This is a genomic window from Neopararhizobium haloflavum (assembly GCF_002750855.1).
GTDB classification, from domain to species: domain Bacteria; phylum Pseudomonadota; class Alphaproteobacteria; order Rhizobiales; family Rhizobiaceae; genus Georhizobium; species Georhizobium haloflavum.
This window is the reverse complement of sequence record NZ_NWUC01000002.1, coordinates 97504-117704: the sequence shown is the minus strand read 5'-3', so window position 1 is coordinate 117704 and position 20201 is coordinate 97504. Positions and strand designations below refer to the sequence as shown.

Here is a 20201-nt window from a genome sequence, read left to right as displayed (position 1 = left end):
TCAGACGAACTGGCTGAGGCCGGGAATCGATGCGACGACCTCGTCGACGGGGCCGTCCCCGACCTTTTCCTTGGCGAAGGCGACGATCTCACGCGCCACGCCTGAAATCTCGCCCATGCCGAGACCCGCCGACATCAACTGCTGGCCGAGGCCCATGATGCCGCCGCCGGTCGCTTCGCCGCCATGGGCCGCGACCGCCTCGGGACCACCGGGGATGCCTTTGATCATCTCCGCGGCCGGACCGTCCGCGCCCTCGCGCTGGAGGAACCCCAAGATCATACCGACCGACTTTTCCGCCGTTGCGGCGTCGATGCCGACATTGCTCGTGATACGGGAAATGAGTTCGTCCATGCTCTATGCGCTCCTGTCGATGATTGAGTGACGTTAACGTCAACGTAATATCAGAAATGCCCGCTGACAACCGTTTCCGCCGGCCGAGGGAAAGGCGCCGGCAGGCCGGTTGATCGGCTTTTGCAAAACAATGCCCATGGCGTACTAATGAAGCACAAGACATCAGGCGAGGGGACGGTATCGCGACATGCAGCAACAGGGCAAACTCTACATCGGCACGAGCCGAACCCCCGACGATGCCGCCAAGAAGGGTGAGTATCTCACGCTGAAATACGCAAACCGGCATGGCCTGGTGACCGGTGCGACCGGTACCGGCAAGACCGTGACGCTCCAAATTCTGGCGCAGGGCTTTTCCGATGCCGGGGTGCCTGTCTTTTGCGCCGATGTGAAAGGGGATCTGGCCGGCATCGCGGCAGTTGGCGAGCCAAAGGACTTTCTTGAGGAGCGCGCCAGCTTCATCGGGCTGTCGCCCTATGCTTTCAAGGCCGCTCCCACCGTCTTCTGGGATCTATTCGGCGAGAAGGGTCATCGCATCCGAACCACCATGACGGAGATGGGGCCCTTGCTTCTCTCCCGGCTCATGGACGCCTCCGATGCGCAGGAAGGCGTTCTCAACATTGCCTTCAAGCTGGCCGACGAACACGGCCTGCCCATTCTCGACCTCAAGGACCTGCGTTCACTGCTCACCTACATGGCCGAGCATGCGGACGAACTTTCCAGCCTGTACGGCAATATCTCCCCGCAATCGGTGGGCGCGTTGCAACGTGGGCTGCTTGTTCTGGAACAGCAGGGGGCGGAGCACTTCTTCGGCGAACCGGCGCTGCGGATCACGGATCTGATGCGCACCACCCATGACGGGCGGGGTCTTGTGAACGTGCTGGCCGCCGACCGGCTGATGATGAACCCGCGCCTTTACGCAACGTTCCTGCTCTGGCTGCTGTCGGAACTTTTCGAGGAACTGCCGGAGGTCGGCGACCCGGACAAGCCGAGGCTCGTCTTCTTCTTCGACGAGGCGCATCTGCTCTTCGACGAAGCGCCGCAGATCCTCCTTGAGCGAGTAGAGCAGGTGGTCCGGCTGATCCGCTCCAAGGGCGTCGGGGTCTATTTCGTCACGCAGAACCCGCTCGACGTACCGGACAGCGTCCTTGCCCAGCTTGGCAACCGCATCCAGCATGCGCTGCGCGCCTACACGCCGCGAGAGCAGAAGGCGGTGAAAGTGGCGGCGGAGACCTTCCGTCCAAACCCCGAGTTCGACTGCTACGAGGCCATCACGCAGCTTGGCGTTGGCGAGGCGCTGGTCTCCACGCTGGAGGACAAGGGCGTGCCCTCGATGGTGGAGCGGACGTTGATACGGCCGCCGGCCTCGCGCATGGGGCCGATCAGTGATGCCGAGCGCACCGCGTTGATGGCGGCATCGCCCGTGGCCGGGCAATACGACCGCGACGTCGACCCCGAATCGGCTCATGAAATTCTGAGCAAACGTGCCGCCGACGCCGCCGCGGCCGAGGAGGAACGGCGACGCAAGGAGGCCGAGGCTGAGGAAGAGGTGGCAGAAAGTCGCCGATGGACGCTGCCCGGCTTCGGCGACGACGAGCCCGACGATTATGACGGGCGTGGACGCAAGACATCGAGCCGCCGCGCCGCGCCGCGCCGTTCCGGCTATCAGCGCCAGACGGTGACCGAGACTGTCGTCAAGACCGTCGCCCGCACCGCCGCCAACCAGATCGGCAGAGCACTGGTGCGCGGCATACTGGGAAGCCTCAAGAAGGGGCTTTAGAAACGTTGAGCTTCACAGCGCCGCCCGATTGAGGCGGCGCCGGGGGCGTGTGTCAGACGATGCCGCTGGCGGGCATGGTCGGGAAGCGGTCGGTGACGAGGATCGGGCTGCCGTTCGGCACGCGGTTGTATAGGTCGATGACGTCTTGGTTCATCATCCGCACGCAGCCGGACGAAACCGATTTGCCGATCGTCCACCATTCCGGCGAGCCGTGGATGCGGTAGAGCGTGTCCTTGCCGTCCTGAAAGATATAGAGCGCGCGTGCGCCGAGCGGGTTGTCGAGGCCAGGGTCCATGCCGCCATTGGCGATGGAATAGGGTTCGAGCTCGGGCTGGCGGGCGACCATTTCGTCCGGCGGGGTCCAGCGCGGCCATTCGCGCTTGTACTGGATCTGCGCGCGGCCCTGCCAGGCAAAGCCCTCACGGCCAAGCCCGACGCCATAGCGCATGGCTTCGCCGTTGCCGCGGGAGAGATAAAGGAAATGGTTGTTGGTATCGACGACGACCGTGCCGGCCGGCTCACCGGTCGGGTCATCGACCAGCTGGCGGAAATAGATCGGGTCGATCTGCTCGACGGGGATGGCAGGCAGCGGGAATTGCTCCTGCGGCATCGGTCCATACATCGAGGCGTACTGTGCCAGCGCGGGGTTGATGCCGGCGCCGCGGTCGAGCGGTGAGCGGAACTGCGGCGCGGTCTCCGCACGGAACTGGCTGGTGGACGTTGCGGTCGTGCAGCCGGCGAGGCCCAGAAGCGCGGTCGCGGCGCCGGTGCCGAGGAACGCGCGCCGCCCCATGCGAACGCCGCTGCCAGCGCCCCTGTCATTGCTATCAGTCATAATGTTTCCCGAGGTCAAAAAACGTGAACTGCCAATTCAATGGCGTGCTTGCGACTTAGTTCCGCGATTGTGTCGGAGTTGGGCTGATTTGTTGCCAACAAGCCACAGTCCGATCAACTGATCCGAACTATGGCCGCGATCGGCGGCCAAGTGGCGTCACATGCGCGTGATCGTCGGATCAGAGACCGTCCAGCGACGGCAGGATGACGTCCGGCCCGAGATCGGGATATTCGTCGGGCATCGACGTGCGGTTGATCCAGACAGAGCGGAAGCCATAAGCCGTCGCGCCGGCGACATCCCACCGGTTTGAAGACTGGAAAGAAACGGCGTCAGGGTAGACGCGATAGGCTGTCGTGACGAGTTCGTAGACCGTTGGCGCCGTCTTGAACGTTCTGAGATCATCGACGGAAAAGACGTCGTCTAGCAGATCCCCGAGGGCGGCGTTGTTGACCGCCGATGCCAGCATGGACGGCGAGCCGTTGGACAGGATGGCAAGCCGCGCGCCGCGCGCCTTGAGTGCCTTGAGGACGCCAGGCACCTCGGGATAGCAGTCGAGCCGCCAATAGGCTTCCAGCAGCGGCTCGCGCAGCGCCGCGTCGACCGACGGCATCCGCTTCATCGCGTAGTCGAGCGCCTGTTCCGTCAGTGTCCAGAAGTCGAGGTAGCGGCCCATGAGGCTGCGCACCCACGAATATTCCAGCTGCTTTGCGCGCCATAGCTCCGAAAGGGCCGGACCATCCGGGCCGATTTCGCCGGCATGACGCCTGACGGCCGCATGGACGTCGAAAAGCGTGCCGTAGGCATCGAAGACATAAGCGGCGTGGGTCATGGCGTCGTGCACTCCTTGCCGGCTGCGATAGCACGGGGCGCGAGCCTTTGGAAATGCGGCACGCAGCAGCACCTTGCGCAGCAATGGTCTTAAATCAACGCCTTGGCCGCGGCGGTTCGCACCGGCGTGCGCATGGTTGCCGCCGCCCAAATCGCCGGCTATGGACGGTTAGCAACGTCAGGGAGCATCGGCGATGAAAGTTGACACGGCAGCGCAATCCACAACCTGGACCTATGTCGACGGCGACTGGCACGAGGGCAATCCAGCGCTGATCGGCCCGCGGTCTCACGCCATGTGGCTGGGGTCCACCGTCTTCGATGGCGCGCGCTGGTTCGATGATGTCGCGCCTGATCTCGATCGCCATTGCGCCCGCGTCAACGCCTCGGCGACGGCACTCGGTCTCACGCCGACCATGGAGGCCGAAGCCATCGAGGGCCTGACGCGCGACGGCCTCAAGAAATTCGACGGCAAGACGGCCGTCTATATACGGCCGATGTACTGGGCCGAGCACGGCGGCTATATGGGCGTGCCGGCCGATCCGGCTTCCACGCGCTTTGCGCTGTGTCTCTACGAATCGCCAATGATCCCATCGACCGGCTTTTCGCTGGGTCTCTCGCCGTTTCGCCGCCCCACGATCGAGACCATGCCGACCGATGCGAAAGCGGGATGCCTCTACCCCAACAATGCGCGATCGGTGCTGCACGCGCAAAAACGCGGGTTCGACAACGCTCTGGTGCTCGACATGCTCGGCAACGTCGCCGAAACGGGTACCTCGAACATCTTCATGGCAAAGGGCGGCATCGTTTTCACGCCCGTGCCGAACGGCACGTTCCTCTCGGGTATCACGCGCACACGCGGCATCGCTCTCTTGCGCGAAAGCGGTGTGGAGGTCGTTGAAAAGGCGCTGCGCATGAGCGATTTCATGGATGCCGATGAAATCTTCTCGACCGGCAACCATTCCAAGGTGGTGCCGGTGATAAAGATCGAGGATCGCGAGCTCCAGGCCGGCCCGATCGCCCGCAAGCTGCGCGAGAGCTACATGGAATGGGCGCATGCCCGCCCGCTCGGCTGAGTTCAGCGAGCTCGGTTTTCGGCGGGTCTTTCAATCGGAACAAATAGTTGTCTGACCCGTTGCCGGCTTGGACTGCTGCGCCTATCTAGCGTGGGCGCCATTTTAGAATTTTCTTTATTCGAAAGGAGTGAGCGATATGGCTTTCGAACTGCCGGATCTCCCTTACGCTTATGATGCACTTCAGCCCTACATGTCCAAGGAAACGCTGGAGTACCATCACGACAAGCACCACAACACCTATGTGACGACCGGCAACAAGCTGCTTGAAGGCTCCGGCCTCGAAGGCAAGAGCCTTGAGGAAATCGTTAAGGAGAGCCACGGCAAGAACCAGGCGCTCTTCAACAACGCAGGCCAGCACTACAACCACAAGCACTTCTGGAACTGGATGAAGCCGAACGGCGGCGGCAAGAGCCTGCCCGGCGACCTGCAGAAGGCCATCGATTCCGATCTTGGCGGATACGACAAGTTTCGTGAGGATTTCATCGCCGCCGGCACCGGCCAGTTCGGCTCGGGCTGGGCCTGGGTTGCCGTCAAGAACGGCAAGCTTGAGATCATGAAGACGCCGAATGGCGAGAATCCGCTCGTTAACGGCGCAACGCCGATCCTCGGTGTCGATGTGTGGGAGCATTCCTACTACATCGACTATCGCAATGCGCGCCCGAAATATCTTGAAGCGTTCGTCGACAACCTCATCAACTGGGACTATGTCGACGAGCTCTACAGCAAGGCGCGCGGCTAGGTCCGCCGCGACTGTGTGTTGCTTTCAAAGGCCCCGGCGTCCGCGCCGGGGCCTTTTCGCATGTGATCACAGTCTCGTGCGGTCGGACCGATCGGGCGGTTTTCGTCTTGCCTTTCACACGTCGAACGACAAATGCTTGCTTCAAGCGAACATGTTTGGAGAGGAACAGGTCCATGAAAGCAGTCCGCATCGCCGCTGGCGTTCTCGCCCTATCGCTCGTCTGGCCATTGGCCGGCAACGCTCAGGATGGCGAGCCGCAGGAAGTCCGTCAGCAATTGATGGAAGAGGTCGGCGACGCCACCGGTGTCATGGGCAACATGCTTCGCGGACGGACCGAATACGATCCGCAAGCTGTCATCGAGGCGCTTGGCGTGATCGAAGCCAATGCCGCCGTGTTCCCTGATTATTTTCCCGAAGGATCTGAAACAGGCTTCGAGACCGAGGCATTGCCGGCGATTTGGGAGAACAAGGCAGAGTTCGAAGAGCGCTCGGACGAACTGTCTTCGGCGGCCGCCGAACTTGCCGGTGCGGTCCCGGAGGACATGGACGCATTCGCCCCGATGTTTCAGGAATTTTCTCGCAATTGTAGCGGTTGCCACGACGATTTCCGCATGTCGGATGATTGACCGGAGCTGACGCGGATCGATGCTGAAGCGGATCCTGATCCTCCTCATCGTCGTGCTGTCGGCTGGCGCCGCGACTCTGTGGGCGATCGCTGCGCCGAGCGAATTGCCGTACACTGCGTTCGAGGGACTTTCAGACCCCGACGTCGCCAACGGGCAGCGGATTTTCGCCGCGGGAGGATGCGCCTCCTGCCACAGCCTCGAAGCGGCGGGCGAGGAGGGGGACGATGACGCGCCCCCGACGCTCGGTGGCGGGCACGTCATCAGTTCGCAGTTCGGAGATTTTCGCGTCCCGAACATCTCGCCCTCGGACGCAGGGATCGGCGACTGGACGTTTCGGCATTTTGCCGACGCGATGCTGAGCGGCGTCGCGCCCGACGGGACGCATTACTATCCGGCTTTTCCCTACAGCTCCTATGCCCTTATGGACATCGAGGACGTCAACGATCTGTGGGGATATCTGAGAACCCTCCCGGCGAGCGACAACATGGTCGCAGCGCACGACGTGCCGTTTCCCTTCAACGTCAATCGGGCGATTGGGCTCTGGAAATACCTCTACATGCCGGAGCCCAACCGGGTCACACTCGAAAGCGCCGATCCTATGCTGGCGCGCGGACAATATCTGGTCGAGGCGGTCGGCCATTGCGGAGAGTGCCATACGCCGAGAGACGTGCTGGGCGGTCTTGAAACCGATCGCTGGCTGGCGGGCGCACCCAATCCCAGCGGTGAGGGGAGAATCCCCAATATCACACCGGGCGGCGATATCGGTGAGTGGAGCGTCGAAGACCTTGCCTATTATTTCGAGTCCGGCTTTACGCCCGACTTCGACTCCGTCGGTGGATCGATGGCCGACGTTCAGCGCGGACTTGCGCAACTGCCGGAAGAGGACCGGGCGGCGATCGCTGCCTATCTGAAGGCGATTCCCGCCCGCTGAGGCTGATGGGCTCTAATAGGCGCGGCACCAGGTGCGATGAGTTGCCACATAGGTGCTTTGCAGGTCGTAGAGCCACGCATCGCATTCGGCTTCGGAGCGGAAGCACCGATAGTGACGAACTTCGTAAAGTCCATCGTCCTGAGTGAACGGGCTCTCCTCTCGGCCGCGATAGAACCCTTGCCAGAACGGACCTCCAGCTTCCTGAAAGGCGCGGCAGCCATCTCCGGCGAGGCCACCGAAGAGGCCTTGTGCGCTCACCGCAGGGGCCGGCAGGAACAGCGCGAGCCCAATGCCGGTCAGAGCGGCGAGACGTGCCAATCCCGATCGCTGTCGCATGACGAAATCTCCTCTCGCAAAACGGTGCTGACCAAGTAACGGTCCGGCGCGGCAAGTGGGCTCGCCTGCCCAATCACGATTGCGTGTCGGCCCGGCCGGTCACCTTCAGCGCGAATGCATATTCATAGGCGATTTCTTCCAGCCGCTGAAAGCGGCCCGAAGCGCCGGCGTGGCCTGCATCCATGTTGGTCTTGAACAGGACTGGCCCGCCGCCGGTCATTTTTTCGCGGAGCCTCGAAACCCACTTGGCCGGCTCCCAATAGGTCACGCGCGGATCGGTGAGACCCGCCAGCGCGAAGATGGCCGGATAGGCTTGGGCGGCGACGTTGTCGTAGGGCGAATAGGACGCGATCATCTGATAATCGGCTTTCGAAGCGATGGGGTTTCCCCATTCAGGCCATTCGGGCGGAGTGAGCGGCAGAGTGTCGTCGAGCATGGTGTTGAGAACATCGACGAAAGGCACGGCGGCGATGATGGCGCCGAACTTTTCCGGCGCCATGTTGGCGATGCCGCCCATCAGCATGCCGCCGGCCGAGCCCCCCTGCGCAACGATCCGCTCATGCGCGGTGAAGCCCTGCTCGACCAGCGTGTCGGCCGCTGCGATGAAGTCCGTGAAGGTATTCAGCTTGTGTTCACGGCGCCCGGCCTCATACCAGGCGAACCCGTTGTCCTTGCCGCCCCGGATATGCGCGATGGCATAGACGAAGCCCCGGTCGACCAGCGACAGGCAATTGGTGTTGAAGCTTGCCGGGATGGTGATGCCGTAGGATCCGTAACCGTAGAGCAGGCAGGGGGCGGTGCCATCAAGTGGCGTCGACCGGTGGTAGAGCAGGGTGACCGGGATGCTCTCGCCATCGGCCGCCCGCGCCGCGATGCGCCGCGTGACATAGTCTGCCGGATCGTGGCCGGAAGGGACCTCCTGCGTCTTCAACAAGGTGCGCTCTCGCGTCAGCATGTTGTAATCGAACTGCTGCGACGGGGTGGTCATCGACGAATAGGAGAAGCGGATCACCTCGGTATCATATTCGAGCGATCCCTGGAGACCGAGCGAATAGGCTTCCTCATCGAAGGCGATCGCATGTTCAGCGCCCGATTTGCGATCGCGTACGACAATGCGCGGCAGCGAGTTCTCACGCTCGAGCCAGACGATGAAGTCCTTGAAGGCCATGTGGCTGAGAATCAATCGACCGGGCCGGTGCGCAACCACCTCGCGCCAGTTCTCCTTTTGCGGCGCATCCACCGTCGCCTGCATGATCTTGAAATCCTTCGCTCCGTCGGCATTGGTCAACACGTAGAAGACGTCGCCGCCTTCGGTAAAGTCGTACTCGATGCCGGTTTCGCGCCGGGCGACGACGAACGGCTCGGCTTTCGGATCCGTCGCCGGGAGTAGCCGCAGTTCCGATGTTTCGTGGTCGTGGATGTCGATGAAGATGAAATCGTCGAGACGTGATCCACCGACACCCATGAAAAAGCCGGTGTCGGCCTCTTCATAGACAAGCCGATCCGCAGAGGCCGGCGTGCCGATCTCGTGGAAGCAGACCTTGGATGGCCGGTGATTGTCGTCGAGCCGCGTGTAGAAGAAGCCCGAGCCGTCGGCCGCCCAGGTACCTCCGCCGCCGGTGTTCTCGACGCGGTCGTCAAGATCGTCTCCGGAAGCGAGATCACGCACGCGCAGGGTGAAGAACTCCGATCCCTTGTCGTCGAAACCCCAGATCATGCGGTCATGATCGGGCGAACGATCGGTGCCGGAAATCCGAAAGTAGGATTTGCCTGTCGCTTCGGCGTCGCCGTCCAGGAGCACGGTCCGGTCTCCGCCTTCGCGCGGCTGGCGGAAGAAGCGTGGCTGTTCACCGCCCAGAATGAAGGACGTACCATAGGCATAGGGGCCGTCAGGCGCCGGCACGGAGGCGTCGTCTTCCTTGATGCGCCCCTTCATCTCCGCGAAAAGCACGTCGCGCAGTTCCGCCGTGTCCGCCATCGCGGCGGCCTGATAGGCGTTTTCCGCTTCCAGATGCGAACGGATTTCCGGCTCCAGCGTGGAGGGCGACTTGAACATCTCCTGCCAGTTGGCGGTGCGCAGCCAGGCATAGTCGTCGCTGCGGTCGATCCCGTGGCGCGTGTCGCTGACAGTCTTCTTCATCGCTTTCGGCGCGGCGGGCAGGGAAGGGAATGCAGGCAAGGACGGCTCCTCATAAGATTGGTTGGGCAGCGCGGGCGGGGATGAATTCCGTGCCGTGCCGCGGACATGAATGCCAGATTAACGACGCTCTCACACGTCGTTCAGCTCGATTGATGCAGCCTTTCGAAAGACGGGCATGAAGGAGTCTCGCACATGCGTGCCGCAGCAACCGCTATCATCTGGATCGGCATGATGGTCATGATCGTTCTGACCATCGCTATTATTCCCGGTCGCTCGCCGGCGGTCCAATGGCTGCAAAGCAACCAACATGTGGGGATGCCGGCAAGCGATTCGGCAACATGGAGCGCTTACACAAGATGAGCTAGCGCTCGTCCGGGTCGAACGTCATCGCTGTTCCGTTCATACAGTAGCGCAGACCGGTCGGTTGCGGGCCGTCGGGAAACACATGCCCGAGATGCGCGTCGCAATCGGTGCAGCGCACCTCAGTGCGCGTCATGAACAAGGAACGGTCCTTGTGTTCGGACACCGCGTCCGCCGCGACCGGCTCGTAGAAGCTTGGCCAGCCTGTTCCCGATTCGTATTTCGTCTCCGAACGGAACAGCGGCTTCCCGCAGCACACGCAGCGGTAAAGACCATCCGCCTTGTTGTCCCAGTTCGGGCCGGTGAAGGCTCGTTCGGTGCCATGCTTGCGCGTGACCTTGTACTGCTCGGGCGTCAGTTCCTCGCGCCATTCCTGATCGCTCTTCTGGACTTTCGGCGTCGTGATGTCGCTCATTGCGCTCTCCGTGATTGGTTGACCCAAAGATAGGCGTTGCAGGGCGCCATACAACGATTTTGCAAGGCAGCGTGCGATCGTCTCACATGGGCCAATCCGTCGCATTCGGCGGAAAAGGGCGTCGCGCGGGCTTGCTTCACATTTGCAGCCTATTTAATTACGACCTCACATTCGACGTGAAGGCCAAGCGTTTTCACGGATGTGGGCTCTAGCGAGCAGCGGGAGAGGTTATGGGCGCCGACGCGGCGGGGACGACGTTCATCATATTGATGCTGCCCTTTATCGCAGCGATTTGCGCACCGTTTTTGACGCGCCATCTCAAGCATAATGCGGCCTGGGTCCTGTCACTCGCGCCGCTGGCGATCTTCGTCCACATGCTCGGGTTCTCGCCTGTCGTCAGCGCCGGGGAAGCCGTGTCCGGCGGATTTTCCTGGATACCGACGTTCGGCGTCAATTTCTCCTGGTACATCGATGGCCTTTCGCAGACCTTCGCGCTGCTGATCTCCGGCATCGGCGCGCTGATCGTCCTTTATGCCGGCGGGTATCTGAAGGGGCATGAGCATCTCGGCCGCTTCTTTTCCTTCATCCTGCTCTTCATGGGTGCGATGCTGGGCCTCGTCGTCGCCGACGGCTTCATGACATTGTTCGTCTACTGGGAACTGACCTCGATCACCTCGTTCCTGCTGATCGGGTTTGATCACAAGCGCGAGGCGTCGCGCCGCGCTGCGCTGCAGGCGCTGGTCGTCACCGGCGGTGGCGGTCTGGCGCTCCTGGCGGGCCTCCTGCTGTTGTGGTCGATGACCGGCGTGACCGAGCTGTCAGCCCTCTTGCCACTGGGCGCCGAGGTGCGGGCGCATCCGCTCTACATGGTCGCGCTGATCCTCGTCCTTGGCGGTGCATTCTCCAAATCAGCGCAGTTTCCGCTGCATTTCTGGTTGCCCAACGCGATGGAGGCGCCGACGCCCGTCTCGGCCTACCTGCATTCGGCGACCATGGTGAAGGCCGGCGTTTATCTCCTGATGCGGCTCAATCCCGTGCTCGGCGACACGCTCGCCTGGGAGACGATCCTGCCGCTCTTCGGCGGCACGACGCTGATCGTCGGCACGCTTCTTGCGATCCGTCAGACCGACCTGAAGCTGATGCTGGCCTATACGACCGTGTCCTCGCTGGGCCTGCTTGTCATGCTGACGGGTTTCGGCTCGGAGCACGCGATCGAGGCGGCCGTGCTCTATCTCGTGGCCCACTCGATGTTCAAGGGCTGCCTCTTCATGGTCGCCGGCGCGATCGATCACGAGGCGGGAACGCGCGATGTGACGAAACTGGGCGGGTTGAAGGCCGCAATGCCGATCACCTTCGCCGCAGCCCTGGCCGCCGCCATCTCGATGGGCGGGCTGCCGCCATTCTTCGGCTTTCTGGCGAAGGAAGAAATCTATTACGCCCTGTGGGCCGCATCGCCATGGGCAATCGCCTTCACCGTCGTGGCCATCGTCGGCAACGGCCTCATGCTGGTGATCGGCTTCGCCCTGGCGCTGAAGCCCTTCCTCGGCCCGAAGGTGGAAACGCCCAAACATGCGCATGAGGGTCCGGTCCTGCTCTGGCTCGGACCGGTCGTGCTGGCGCTTGCCGGTTTCCTGACGGCGATCCTTTCGCCGCTGGCGCACCGTTTCATTTCGTCTCCGATGGCGTCGGCCGTCGCCGGCGAAGAGACCGCGATCACCATCAGCCTCATTCCTTCGATCGGCATGCCGCTGGCCCTATCCATCGTCACCGTCGTTTTCGGCGTGCTTGTCTATCGTGGGCTGGATCGCGCCCGCGCCGGCGTTGCCAGCCTCCTGCATGCGATCGGATGGGGGCCGGACCGTGGCTTCGATCAATTCATGGATGCCCTGGTGCGGCTGTCGTTTTCGGTAACGCGCCGCGTTCAGCCCGGCCGGCTCGACGTCTATATGAAAATGACCTTCGCCATGGTCGCCCTGGCGCTTCTGGTGCCGATGCTGCGTTATGGCGAACTGCCATCCTGGCCGTCCTGGCCCGAGGACACCCGGTTCCACGAGTTCGCCGTGCTTCTGATCGGTCTTGCGGGGCTGGTCGCGGTGCTGATCGCGAAAGACAGGCTGACAGCCATCGTCTCGCTCGGCATCCAGGGGTTCGCGGTCGCCCTCGTGTTCATGCTCTATGCGGCTCCGGACCTTTCGTTCACGCAGTTCATGGTGGAGACGCTTTCGGTTGTGATCCTCGCCCTGGTGATGACGCGGCTGAGGCTCTATCCCAGCGACCATCGACCATGGAGCGAACGGATCGTCAGCGGGCTCATCGCGATCGGTTGCGGGCTCGGCTTCATGCTCTACCTCATTCGCGTGACGCAAGATGCGCTCGACCTGCGCCTGTCGGAATTCTTCACCCAGTTCTCCAAGCCGATCGCGCATGGCGCGAACATCGTCAACGTGATCCTCGTCGACTTCCGCGGCACTGATACGCTTGGCGAGATTGCCGTCGTGACGATCGCCGGCATCGCCATCCTGGCCCTGCTGCGGGTACGCACCCGCCGCCGTCCGCGCGCAGAGGCGACAGGTGCCGGCGCCATCGCCGTTCGGGAAGAGGCCTGATCCATGCAGACACTGATCTTCCGCACGGTCGCGCCGTTCCTGTCCGCCCTCATGGTGGTCTTCTCGATCTTCGTGCTCCTGCGTGGCCATAACGAGCCCGGCGGCGGCTTCATCGGCGGCCTTATCGCTGCCTCTGCGCTGGCCATCTACGGCATCGCCTGCGGTGTGACGCCGGTTCGTCGCGCCATCTATTTCCATCCCATGAACATCGCTTCGTTCGGCGTGATGCTGGGCGGCGCAGCCGGCATGATCTCGATCTTCTTCGGCGTGCCTTTCATGACGGGACTGTGGGTCTATCCCAACATTCTGGGTGTCGAAGTCGCCTTGTCGACCGTCCTCTTCTTCGACATCGGAGTCTATTTCGCAGTTGTCGGCACGATCACGTCGGTGGCGCTGGCACTGGAAGAAAGGGACGAAATCTGATGGAGCCGATCCTCGCCGTCTTCGTCGGCGCTCTTTTTACCGTGGCGATTTATCTGATGATGTCGCGCCATACGATCCGCATCCTGATGGGCGTGATGATCTTCGGCAATGCCGTCAACCTTCTGATATTCACGGCCGGCCGGCTGACGCGCGACGTGCCGCCGATCATTCCGGCCGCGCTCGATGTGCCGGAGATCGCGACGGCGAACCCGTTGCCCCAGGCCCTGATCCTGACGGCGATCGTGATCTCGTTCTCCTTCTTCGCGTTTCTCCTAGTGCTCGGCTTTCGTGCCTACCAAGAACTCGACACTGACGATTCGCGCGAAATGCGGCTTGCCGAGCCGAAGGATGACCCTCTTCCGCCGCTCGGCTACTAGGAGCAATCGATGGCCGCACCTTCCGGAGCAGCAGTGGATATTTCGCAGGCCATGGTGGTTGCCGAGGCGCCGCTGGCCGACTGGCTCGTGATCGCGCCGGTCGCCTACTGCCTCATGGCCGGCGCGGGGCTGATGATGCTGCGCAAATACGTCAAGCTTCAGCCGCGCCTGGCCGTTTTCGGTCTGCTAGCGCTCGTCGCGATGACGGCCGGCCTTCTGGTTCACGTCCTTTCCGGCGGCACCGTCACCGTGACCATGGGGCGATGGCTGCCGCCGTTCGGCATCTCGTTCTCCGTCGACATTCTCGGCGCCATCCTCGCCTTCACCGCCTCGCTGGTCGCGCTGGCCTGCGGCCTTTACGCGGCACAGGATGTCGACAAGACCGGGCGGCGCTATGGCTTCTATCCGCTGCTTTTCCTGATGATGGCGGGTGTCATCGGCGCGTTTGTCACCGGCGACATCTTCAATCTCTACGTCTGGTTCGAGGTGCTGCTGATCGCCTCCTTCGGACTGCAGATACTCGGCTCGGAACGCCAGCAACTGGACGGCGCGACGAAATACGCGTTGCTGAACCTCGTTGCGACGACGATCTTCCTGATTGCCACGGGATTCCTCTACGGCATCTTCGGCACGCTCAACATGGCCGACATCGCGCTGCAGGCTCGGGAGATGGGGGCGACGGCACCGCTCTATACGCTGGCAGCGCTCTATCTGCTGGCCTTCGGGATGAAGGCGGCTGCCTTCCCGGTCGCCTTCTGGCTGCCGGCTTCCTACCACACGCCGAAGGTCGTGGTCTCGGCGCTCTTCGCCGGTCTTCTGACAAAGGTCGGCATCTACGCCCTCCTGAGAACGATGATCATGCTTTTCCCGGAGCAGCGCGACGAACTGGCGACGCTCATCGCCATCGTGGCGGTGGTCACCATGATCCTCGGCACGCTCGGGGCTCTGGCTCAGACGGACTATCGCAGGCTGCTCGGCTATCTCGTCGTCTCAGGCATCGGCGTGATGCTGGCAGGCATAGCGCTTGCAACGCCGCTCGGCCTTTCCGGGTCGATCTTCTATGCGTTGCACTCGATCATCGTCATGACGGCGCTCTACATGGCTGCCGGCATGGCGGCGCGGATCGGGCGCTCGTTCTCGATCGCGCAACTGGGCGGTATATACCGCAGCCACGTCCTGTTCGCGGCCATCTCGCTCGTGTTGTTTCTGTCGGTGTCGGGACTTCCACCATTCTCCGGCTTCTGGCCGAAGGCCGTTCTGGTGAAGGCCTCGCTCGATGCGGGAATCTGGTGGCTGGCGGCATCCATCCTGGTGACGGGCTTCCTGACGACGATCGCCGTGGGTCGTGTCTGGGCCCACGCATACTGGAAGCCTGCCGACACGACGCCGCCGGAGTCGCCAATGATGATCCCTACGGCGACCTTGCGGCCGAGCGCGACTTATCTGCCGCTGATCGGCCTTGTCGCGCTGACGGCCGTCTTCGGGCTCTATCCCGAACCGCTGCTGGTGTTGACGGAACGGTCTGCCGAGCAATTGCTTGATCCCGGCTCATACATCCAGTCGGTGTTTCCGGAGGCGGCCCAATGATGCTCGTGCTGGTCAATATCCTGCTGGCTTTCGCCTGGGGAGCGGTATCGGGCTCGTTCTCGCTGCTCAATCTGATATTCGGCTTCCTGCTCGGTCTTTTCGCGCTGTCGCTGATCCGTGAGCAGGTCGGGACTCCCGGCTATTACAACCGGACCCGGCGCATCCTGTCCCTGGTGCTTTTGTTCCTGAAGGAGCTTGCACTTTCAGCCTGGCGAGTCGCCGTGCTGGTGGCCTCGCCGAAGATGACCGCCAAGCCGGGCATTTTCGCGCTGCCTCTCGATGTCGAGAGCGATATCGAGATCACCATGCTCGCCAACATGATCACGCTGACGCCCGGAACGCTGTCGATCGACGTCTCCGATGATCGCAAGACGCTCTATGTTCATGCGATCGACGCGTCGGATGCCGATGGCGCACGCCGCGACATCAAGGACGGGTTCGAACGCAAGATCAGAGAGGCATTTCACTGATGGATGCTTTCGCCCTGCTCGACGCGGCCATATTCATCGCGCTCTTTCTCCTGAGCATCGCCTTCTTCCTGTGCGTTTATCGGGTGGTGGCGGGCCCGACGCTCCCTGACCGGGTCCTGGCCCTCGACATGCTCGTCGCCGTCGCGATCGGCTATATCGCCGTGATCGGCATCTTCACCGGATTTGCCCTTTACGTCGACATCGCGATCGCGCTCGGGCTCGTCGGTTTCCTGGCGACCGTCGCTTTCGCCCGTTTCATCCTCGTCAGCGCCAAGCGCGACAAGGCGGCGCTGACGGAGCGCACGCCGGGCCAAGTGCGCGATACGAGCCAGCCGCTCCATGAGAGCGGCGAACAGAAAGGGGACGCCTGATGGAAGCCGTCGTTGCCATCTTCACGGCTGTCATCGTCGTCGTAGGATCGGTTTTCTCTCTGCTCGCCGCAGTGGGCGTGGTTCGCCTGCCCGACATTTACACGCGCATGCACGCGGCCTCGAAAGCCGGGACGGTGGGTTCGGGCCTTCTCCTCATCGCGCTCGGCGTTCATTCGCTCGATGGCGGCACGTTCAGCCGTTCGATCGCCGGCGTGATCTTCCTTCTGCTCACTGCCCCAATATCGGCACATCTTCTTGCCAAAGCAGCCTATGCTTCCGGCTACAAACTGTCGGACAAGACCATATTGAACGAGATGCCGAATGATGAGGACAAGCTTTGATGCATTCGGACTGTGATATTTGACAGTTCCAAAGCGGGCCGGAACGCCTTAGGCCTTATGCCTTGCCTTTTCGAGCGACAGCGCGGGGCAGCTCATTCGAAAACTGCCATTTAAAGAAAGCAGATCACGCATTTATTCCAAAGTGTTACACGAAAATACTTAGGGTATGAAAAGAAATGCAACTGCTGGTCGGTGGTTTTCCCGATTTTCGCCGTTAAAAGGCAACCGCAAATACGCGTCTCTTCTCCAGCAAAATGTGGGTCGAGCGTACAGCGATGATGAACGTTCTTGGTCGATATGGACCAAGAGACTAATCTGATGCATAATCGAGCGAATTAGTGATGGAAAGTCTGGGGCACTCAATGAACGAAGCGGAAGAAAACCAAAATAAGGACCTGATCGTCGAGTTGACGGCCGACGTTGTTGCGGCATACGTCAGCAACAATGTGGTTCCAACGAGCGAACTGTCGTCGCTGATCGCGGATGTACATAACGCTCTCGGAAGCATGACGGTCCGCCAGGAACCCGTCGTCATCGAGAAACCGAAGCCTGCCGTTCCGGTAAAGCGTTCCGTCCAGGATGATCAGATCACTTGCCTGGAGTGCGGCTTGAAGTTCAAGTCGCTCAAGCGCCACCTCATGACGCATCATAACCTCAGCCCGGAAGACTATCGGGACAAATGGGATCTTCAGAGCGACTATCCGATGGTCGCTCCGGCCTACGCGGAAGCACGCTCTCGTCTCGCCAAGGAAATGGGCCTCGGGCAGAAGCGCAAGCGCCGCTCGAAGTAGCGCGAGGCCGCAAGGCCGGACCGCGCGATACCATTCAGCAATCCGGAGAAGACCCGGTCGCCATCGTCGACCGGGTCTTTTTGCGTTTTGGCGGGGATGATGCGGCATGAAAATCATCCTATCGCCGGCGCGCGATAGTGCTTGACGCCCCGCAATCCCGGCATAGCGGCAATCTCTCCCAAACCATTTGTCCCCGCTTCGCATGTTGGCTATAAGAATATAATCCTATTTTGCAGGAGAGCTGACATGCCGAGGGTTTTCATGCCGCAGGTGTCCGGGAAACGGCCGGACATCTCGACCTTGCCGACGGGCGCTGAGACATCGCCGCCCGCCAGCCCGGAGAGGCCGGTTGCATCTGGCGATCGTGACAGCGGTTCGGCAAGGTTGGCGTGCGCGCTGGTACAGACGGTCGTCGATGAATTGGCGGGCTTTGTCCTCACCCATGTGACGGCCGATCGCGATCGCGGATCGGGGCGCGTCCTTCGTCGCCGTGACGCAGTCCATCGACGGCAGATCGCGATGTATGTTGCGCACGTGACGCTGTGCCTTTCGCTGACGCAGATCGGACGTGCCTTCGGTAGGGACCGCACCACGGTGGGCCACGCCTGCAATGTAGTGGAGGACCGGCGTGACGATGCCGGCTACGACCGCTTTCTCGTCGCCGTCGAGCGCGTCGTGGCGGCGCTGGTCAGCGAGGAGCAGGCCCATGGCCGGTGAGGGGGGGACTGGCGCGCGGGCGCGCAAGGACATGGCGCGGCTCTTGCAGTTTTGTGCCAGCGGCGCATGCAGGGCATCTGCGCCGCGAGAAGGGAAAGTCGAAATCGTTCGAGATGATGCCAGCGCGTACGCTGCGGCCGAGACGGTTGTGACAGTCGCCAGGCGGGTGGGTCTCGTGGCGGCAGGAAAGAAAAACGCCGTTGCGATCACCCCGGCAGGCAAGGCCTGGCTGAAGCGTCATGTCGCGGCGCAGAACAGCATGACGGCCGAGGCATGCTTTGCCGCCCAGCACCGCGACACCGTCACGGAAACACGAGAGGTGGCGGGGGCGAAAGCGACGGTGAGCGTCAATCTCAACGAATCGCCGCTCGCCTCGCTCGCCCGCCTGAAGTCACGCGACGGCGACCCTTATCTCGACGAGGACGCCTTCATGGCAGGCGAACGGCTGAGGCGCGACTTCAGCTTCGCCGCCCTCCAGCCGCGGATCTCTTCCAACTGGGAGGCAGGGGTCTCCGCGACGAAGGGAAAAAGCCCTGCCATTGGAGATTTGACGGATCATGCGATCGCGGCACGTGACCGCGTATCAGCGGCCCTTGGCGCGGTCGGCCCGGAATTGTCGGGCGTCCTCCTCGACATCTGCTGTTTTCTGAAGGGGCTGGAGACGGTGGAGCGCGAGCGCCAATGGCCCGTTCGTTCGGGCAAGCTGATGCTGCGCACCGCGCTCAATGCGCTGAGCCGCCACTATGGCTACCGCAATTGATGGGATGAGTCAGGCGCGGCGCTGTGCAGCTTCCCCGTCCGCACTTTCGAGAGCGGTGCCGGCATCCTGCTTGATCCTGCCCACCATCGCGCGCAGGCCGTTGGCACGCTGCGGCGACAGGTGTTCGACGAGTCCGAGCTCATTGAACAGTCCCACGGCGTCAAAGGCTTGGATTTCAGAAGCGCGCCGACCGGAAAAGGCACTGAGCGCAATCGCCACCAGACCACGCACGATATGCGCATCGGAATCGCCGCGAAACGTCAATACCGGATCAGAGCCACTGCCCACGGCGTCGTGCACGAGCCAGACCTGGCTGGTGCAACCCTGAACCTTGTTCCTGTCGTTCTGCTCGCCATCGCTGAGCGGCTCCAACTCTCGTCCGAGCTCGATGACATAGCGATAGCGATCCTCCCAATCGTCCAGGAAGGCGAAATCGTCCTTGATCTGTTGCAGCGGGGTCATAATGCAGTTGCGCTCCGTCTTTCGCCCGATATAGGGGATCGAGGGGCAGAACGCACGAAAAAAGCCCGGTCTACTGCGCATTCTCCGCGACCGACGCGTTGGCGGACGCTGCGGCGGCGACAGTCTGCTCATGCGCCGCAACCAGTGTCTCGCCGAGCACGATAGCTTCCTCGACGCTAAGGCCCGCAACGGTTCCCGTCGCCACCGGATCGGTCGGTTCCGTGCCCTCGGCTGCGGTCTCGACCGGCTCGCCGTCGGCGAGGCTGGCATCGAGATATTCATAGGCGATGCGCGCGCCGTCCCTTGCACGGTGGCCGAGTGCCGTCAGGGTCTCGCCGCCGGTCTCGCAAACGTCCGGATGGCGTTCGCAGATTGCCTTGATATCGGCGACGGCAACGGCGAGCGCGGAGAGGGTTTGCGTCATCTCGATTTTCGGAGCGGTATCGGCGCCTGTCTCCTCGGAGGAGGTGTCGATGATCGGCAGAGTCAGAAGCACGGCCGAAAACCAGAAAGCGCCCTTCACCAAGATACCCATTGCCGCGTCCTTTGTTCCCTTCGCCGGACGTTGACCGTCCTTGTTCGGCGCATCGCCGTCGGTGTCGTTCGATAGACGCGACACTATGCCGACAGTTCCCAATTTCGATTTGATCCGGCCGGGAGTTTTTGAGCCGAATTCGATTCAAATTTTACCGATCGGCTCTCCCGCTTGCTCAAAGCGTTGGTGCCCGCGCCAAAACTTGAGACGAATTTGGCTCAATTTCGAACGGGCAGACCTGATTTTCAGGCTTTTTGGCCCTGACGGTGGCGCGCGGACGCTTTGGTGAAAATGGAGCGTTAACCATGATGAGCATTCGGTGCGCCGGTTTCCGGTTCGCCCGCCGATTC

Annotated in this window: 24 protein-coding genes; 16 read left to right on the top strand and 8 right to left on the bottom strand. The window is 62.1% G+C overall.

Annotated features, from left to right (window positions below; translation table 11 throughout):
- Nucleotides 1-351, bottom strand: coding sequence for a hypothetical protein (locus tag CN673_RS04955; RefSeq protein ID WP_099865155.1), 351 nt, complete (start codon nucleotides 349-351; stop codon nucleotides 1-3).
- Between the two features lie 187 nt (nucleotides 352-538).
- Here CN673_RS04955 and CN673_RS04950 point away from each other — a divergent pair, with 187 nt between their 5' ends.
- Nucleotides 539-2128, top strand: coding sequence for a helicase HerA-like C-terminal domain-containing protein (locus tag CN673_RS04950; protein ID WP_099865154.1), 1590 nt, complete (start codon nucleotides 539-541; stop codon nucleotides 2126-2128).
- Between the two features lie 52 nt (nucleotides 2129-2180).
- Here the strand turns inward: CN673_RS04950 and CN673_RS04945 are convergent, their stop codons facing one another.
- Together CN673_RS04945 and CN673_RS04940 are read right to left on the bottom strand one after the other, a co-directional pair.
- Complete coding sequence (locus tag CN673_RS04945) at nucleotides 2181-2963, bottom strand: L,D-transpeptidase (RefSeq protein WP_370853005.1); 783 nt, start codon at nucleotides 2961-2963, stop codon at nucleotides 2181-2183.
- Between the two features lie 178 nt (nucleotides 2964-3141).
- A complete protein-coding gene (locus CN673_RS04940) occupies nucleotides 3142-3792 on the bottom strand; it encodes a haloacid dehalogenase type II (protein WP_099865152.1) in 651 nt (216 codons plus the stop codon).
- Between the two features lie 193 nt (nucleotides 3793-3985).
- Here CN673_RS04940 and CN673_RS04935 point away from each other — a divergent pair, with 193 nt between their 5' ends.
- The 4 genes from CN673_RS04935 (at nucleotide 3986) to CN673_RS04920 (ending at nucleotide 7160) form a co-directional block, all read left to right on the top strand.
- Nucleotides 3986-4864 (top strand): branched-chain amino acid aminotransferase, encoded by an 879-nt coding sequence (locus CN673_RS04935; protein WP_099865151.1) that lies wholly within the window; start codon nucleotides 3986-3988, stop codon nucleotides 4862-4864.
- Nucleotides 4865-5000: 136 nt separating this feature from the next.
- Complete coding sequence (locus CN673_RS04930; protein WP_099865150.1) at nucleotides 5001-5603, top strand: superoxide dismutase; 603 nt, start codon at nucleotides 5001-5003, stop codon at nucleotides 5601-5603.
- Between the two features lie 173 nt (nucleotides 5604-5776).
- Nucleotides 5777-6229 (top strand): c-type cytochrome, encoded by a 453-nt coding sequence (locus CN673_RS04925; protein WP_099865149.1) that lies wholly within the window; start codon nucleotides 5777-5779, stop codon nucleotides 6227-6229.
- A gap of 19 nt (nucleotides 6230-6248) precedes the next feature.
- Entirely contained in the window at nucleotides 6249-7160 is a 912-nt protein-coding gene (locus CN673_RS04920; protein ID WP_099865148.1) for a cytochrome c, read from the top strand.
- A gap of 12 nt (nucleotides 7161-7172) precedes the next feature.
- Here CN673_RS04920 and CN673_RS20855 read toward each other — a convergent pair whose 3' ends face one another.
- Together CN673_RS20855 and CN673_RS04910 are read right to left on the bottom strand one after the other, a co-directional pair.
- Nucleotides 7173-7496 carry a hypothetical protein gene (locus CN673_RS20855; RefSeq protein WP_157928805.1) on the bottom strand — a complete coding sequence of 108 codons (324 nt, stop codon included), beginning with the start codon at nucleotides 7494-7496 and terminating at the stop codon, nucleotides 7173-7175.
- Nucleotides 7497-7569: 73 nt separating this feature from the next.
- Nucleotides 7570-9675 carry a S9 family peptidase gene (locus CN673_RS04910; RefSeq protein WP_099865146.1) on the bottom strand — a complete coding sequence of 702 codons (2106 nt, stop codon included), beginning with the start codon at nucleotides 9673-9675 and terminating at the stop codon, nucleotides 7570-7572.
- Between the two features lie 153 nt (nucleotides 9676-9828).
- Between CN673_RS04910 and CN673_RS20850 the strand changes: the two genes are divergently transcribed.
- Nucleotides 9829-9996, top strand: coding sequence for a hypothetical protein (locus CN673_RS20850; RefSeq protein ID WP_157928804.1), 168 nt, complete (start codon nucleotides 9829-9831; stop codon nucleotides 9994-9996).
- Between the two features lies 1 nt (nucleotide 9997).
- Here the strand turns inward: CN673_RS20850 and msrB are convergent, their stop codons facing one another.
- Entirely contained in the window at nucleotides 9998-10411 is a 414-nt protein-coding gene (gene msrB / locus CN673_RS04905) for a peptide-methionine (R)-S-oxide reductase MsrB (protein WP_099865145.1), read from the bottom strand.
- A 230-nt stretch (nucleotides 10412-10641) separates the two neighbouring features.
- Here msrB and CN673_RS04900 point away from each other — a divergent pair, with 230 nt between their 5' ends.
- The 10 genes from CN673_RS04900 (at nucleotide 10642) to CN673_RS04855 (ending at nucleotide 18854) form a co-directional block, all read left to right on the top strand.
- A complete protein-coding gene (locus CN673_RS04900) occupies nucleotides 10642-13017 on the top strand; it encodes a putative monovalent cation/H+ antiporter subunit A (RefSeq protein WP_099865144.1) in 2376 nt (791 codons plus the stop codon).
- A 3-nt stretch (nucleotides 13018-13020) separates the two neighbouring features.
- Entirely contained in the window at nucleotides 13021-13440 is a 420-nt protein-coding gene (locus CN673_RS04895) for a Na(+)/H(+) antiporter subunit B (protein ID WP_099865143.1), read from the top strand.
- Entirely contained in the window at nucleotides 13440-13817 is a 378-nt protein-coding gene (locus CN673_RS04890; RefSeq protein WP_099865142.1) for a Na+/H+ antiporter subunit C, read from the top strand. The genes CN673_RS04895 and CN673_RS04890 overlap by 1 nt, the downstream gene beginning before the upstream one ends.
- 9 nt (nucleotides 13818-13826) lie before the next feature.
- Entirely contained in the window at nucleotides 13827-15404 is a 1578-nt protein-coding gene (locus tag CN673_RS04885) for a Na+/H+ antiporter subunit D (RefSeq protein WP_099865141.1), read from the top strand.
- Nucleotides 15401-15874 carry a Na+/H+ antiporter subunit E gene (locus CN673_RS04880; RefSeq protein ID WP_099865140.1) on the top strand — a complete coding sequence of 158 codons (474 nt, stop codon included), beginning with the start codon at nucleotides 15401-15403 and terminating at the stop codon, nucleotides 15872-15874. Before CN673_RS04885 ends, CN673_RS04880 begins: the two co-directional genes overlap by 4 nt.
- On the top strand, nucleotides 15874-16245 hold the full coding sequence (locus CN673_RS04875) for a cation:proton antiporter (protein ID WP_099865139.1): 372 nt from the start codon (nucleotides 15874-15876) through the stop codon (nucleotides 16243-16245). The genes CN673_RS04880 and CN673_RS04875 overlap by 1 nt, the downstream gene beginning before the upstream one ends.
- Nucleotides 16245-16586: a monovalent cation/H(+) antiporter subunit G gene (mnhG, locus tag CN673_RS04870; protein ID WP_099865138.1), complete on the top strand. Its 342-nt coding sequence runs from the start codon at nucleotides 16245-16247 to the stop codon at nucleotides 16584-16586. The genes CN673_RS04875 and mnhG overlap by 1 nt, the downstream gene beginning before the upstream one ends.
- A gap of 362 nt (nucleotides 16587-16948) precedes the next feature.
- Nucleotides 16949-17377: a Ros/MucR family transcriptional regulator gene (locus CN673_RS04865; protein WP_099865137.1), complete on the top strand. Its 429-nt coding sequence runs from the start codon at nucleotides 16949-16951 to the stop codon at nucleotides 17375-17377.
- Between the two features lie 246 nt (nucleotides 17378-17623).
- Nucleotides 17624-18094 (top strand): helix-turn-helix domain-containing protein, encoded by a 471-nt coding sequence (locus CN673_RS21265; protein ID WP_245409790.1) that lies wholly within the window; start codon nucleotides 17624-17626, stop codon nucleotides 18092-18094.
- Nucleotides 18084-18854, top strand: coding sequence for a DUF6456 domain-containing protein (locus tag CN673_RS04855; RefSeq protein ID WP_099865136.1), 771 nt, complete (start codon nucleotides 18084-18086; stop codon nucleotides 18852-18854). Before CN673_RS21265 ends, CN673_RS04855 begins: the two co-directional genes overlap by 11 nt.
- Nucleotides 18855-18863: 9 nt before the next feature.
- On the opposite strand, the gene CN673_RS04850 is transcribed toward CN673_RS04855, so the two are convergent.
- Nucleotides 18864-19316, bottom strand: a complete 453-nt coding sequence (locus CN673_RS04850; RefSeq protein WP_099865135.1) for a SufE family protein — start codon at nucleotides 19314-19316, stop codon at nucleotides 18864-18866.
- A gap of 70 nt (nucleotides 19317-19386) precedes the next feature.
- Entirely contained in the window at nucleotides 19387-19851 is a 465-nt protein-coding gene (locus CN673_RS04845; protein ID WP_157928803.1) for a DUF5330 domain-containing protein, read from the bottom strand.
- Between the last annotated feature and the right edge of the window lie 350 nt (nucleotides 19852-20201).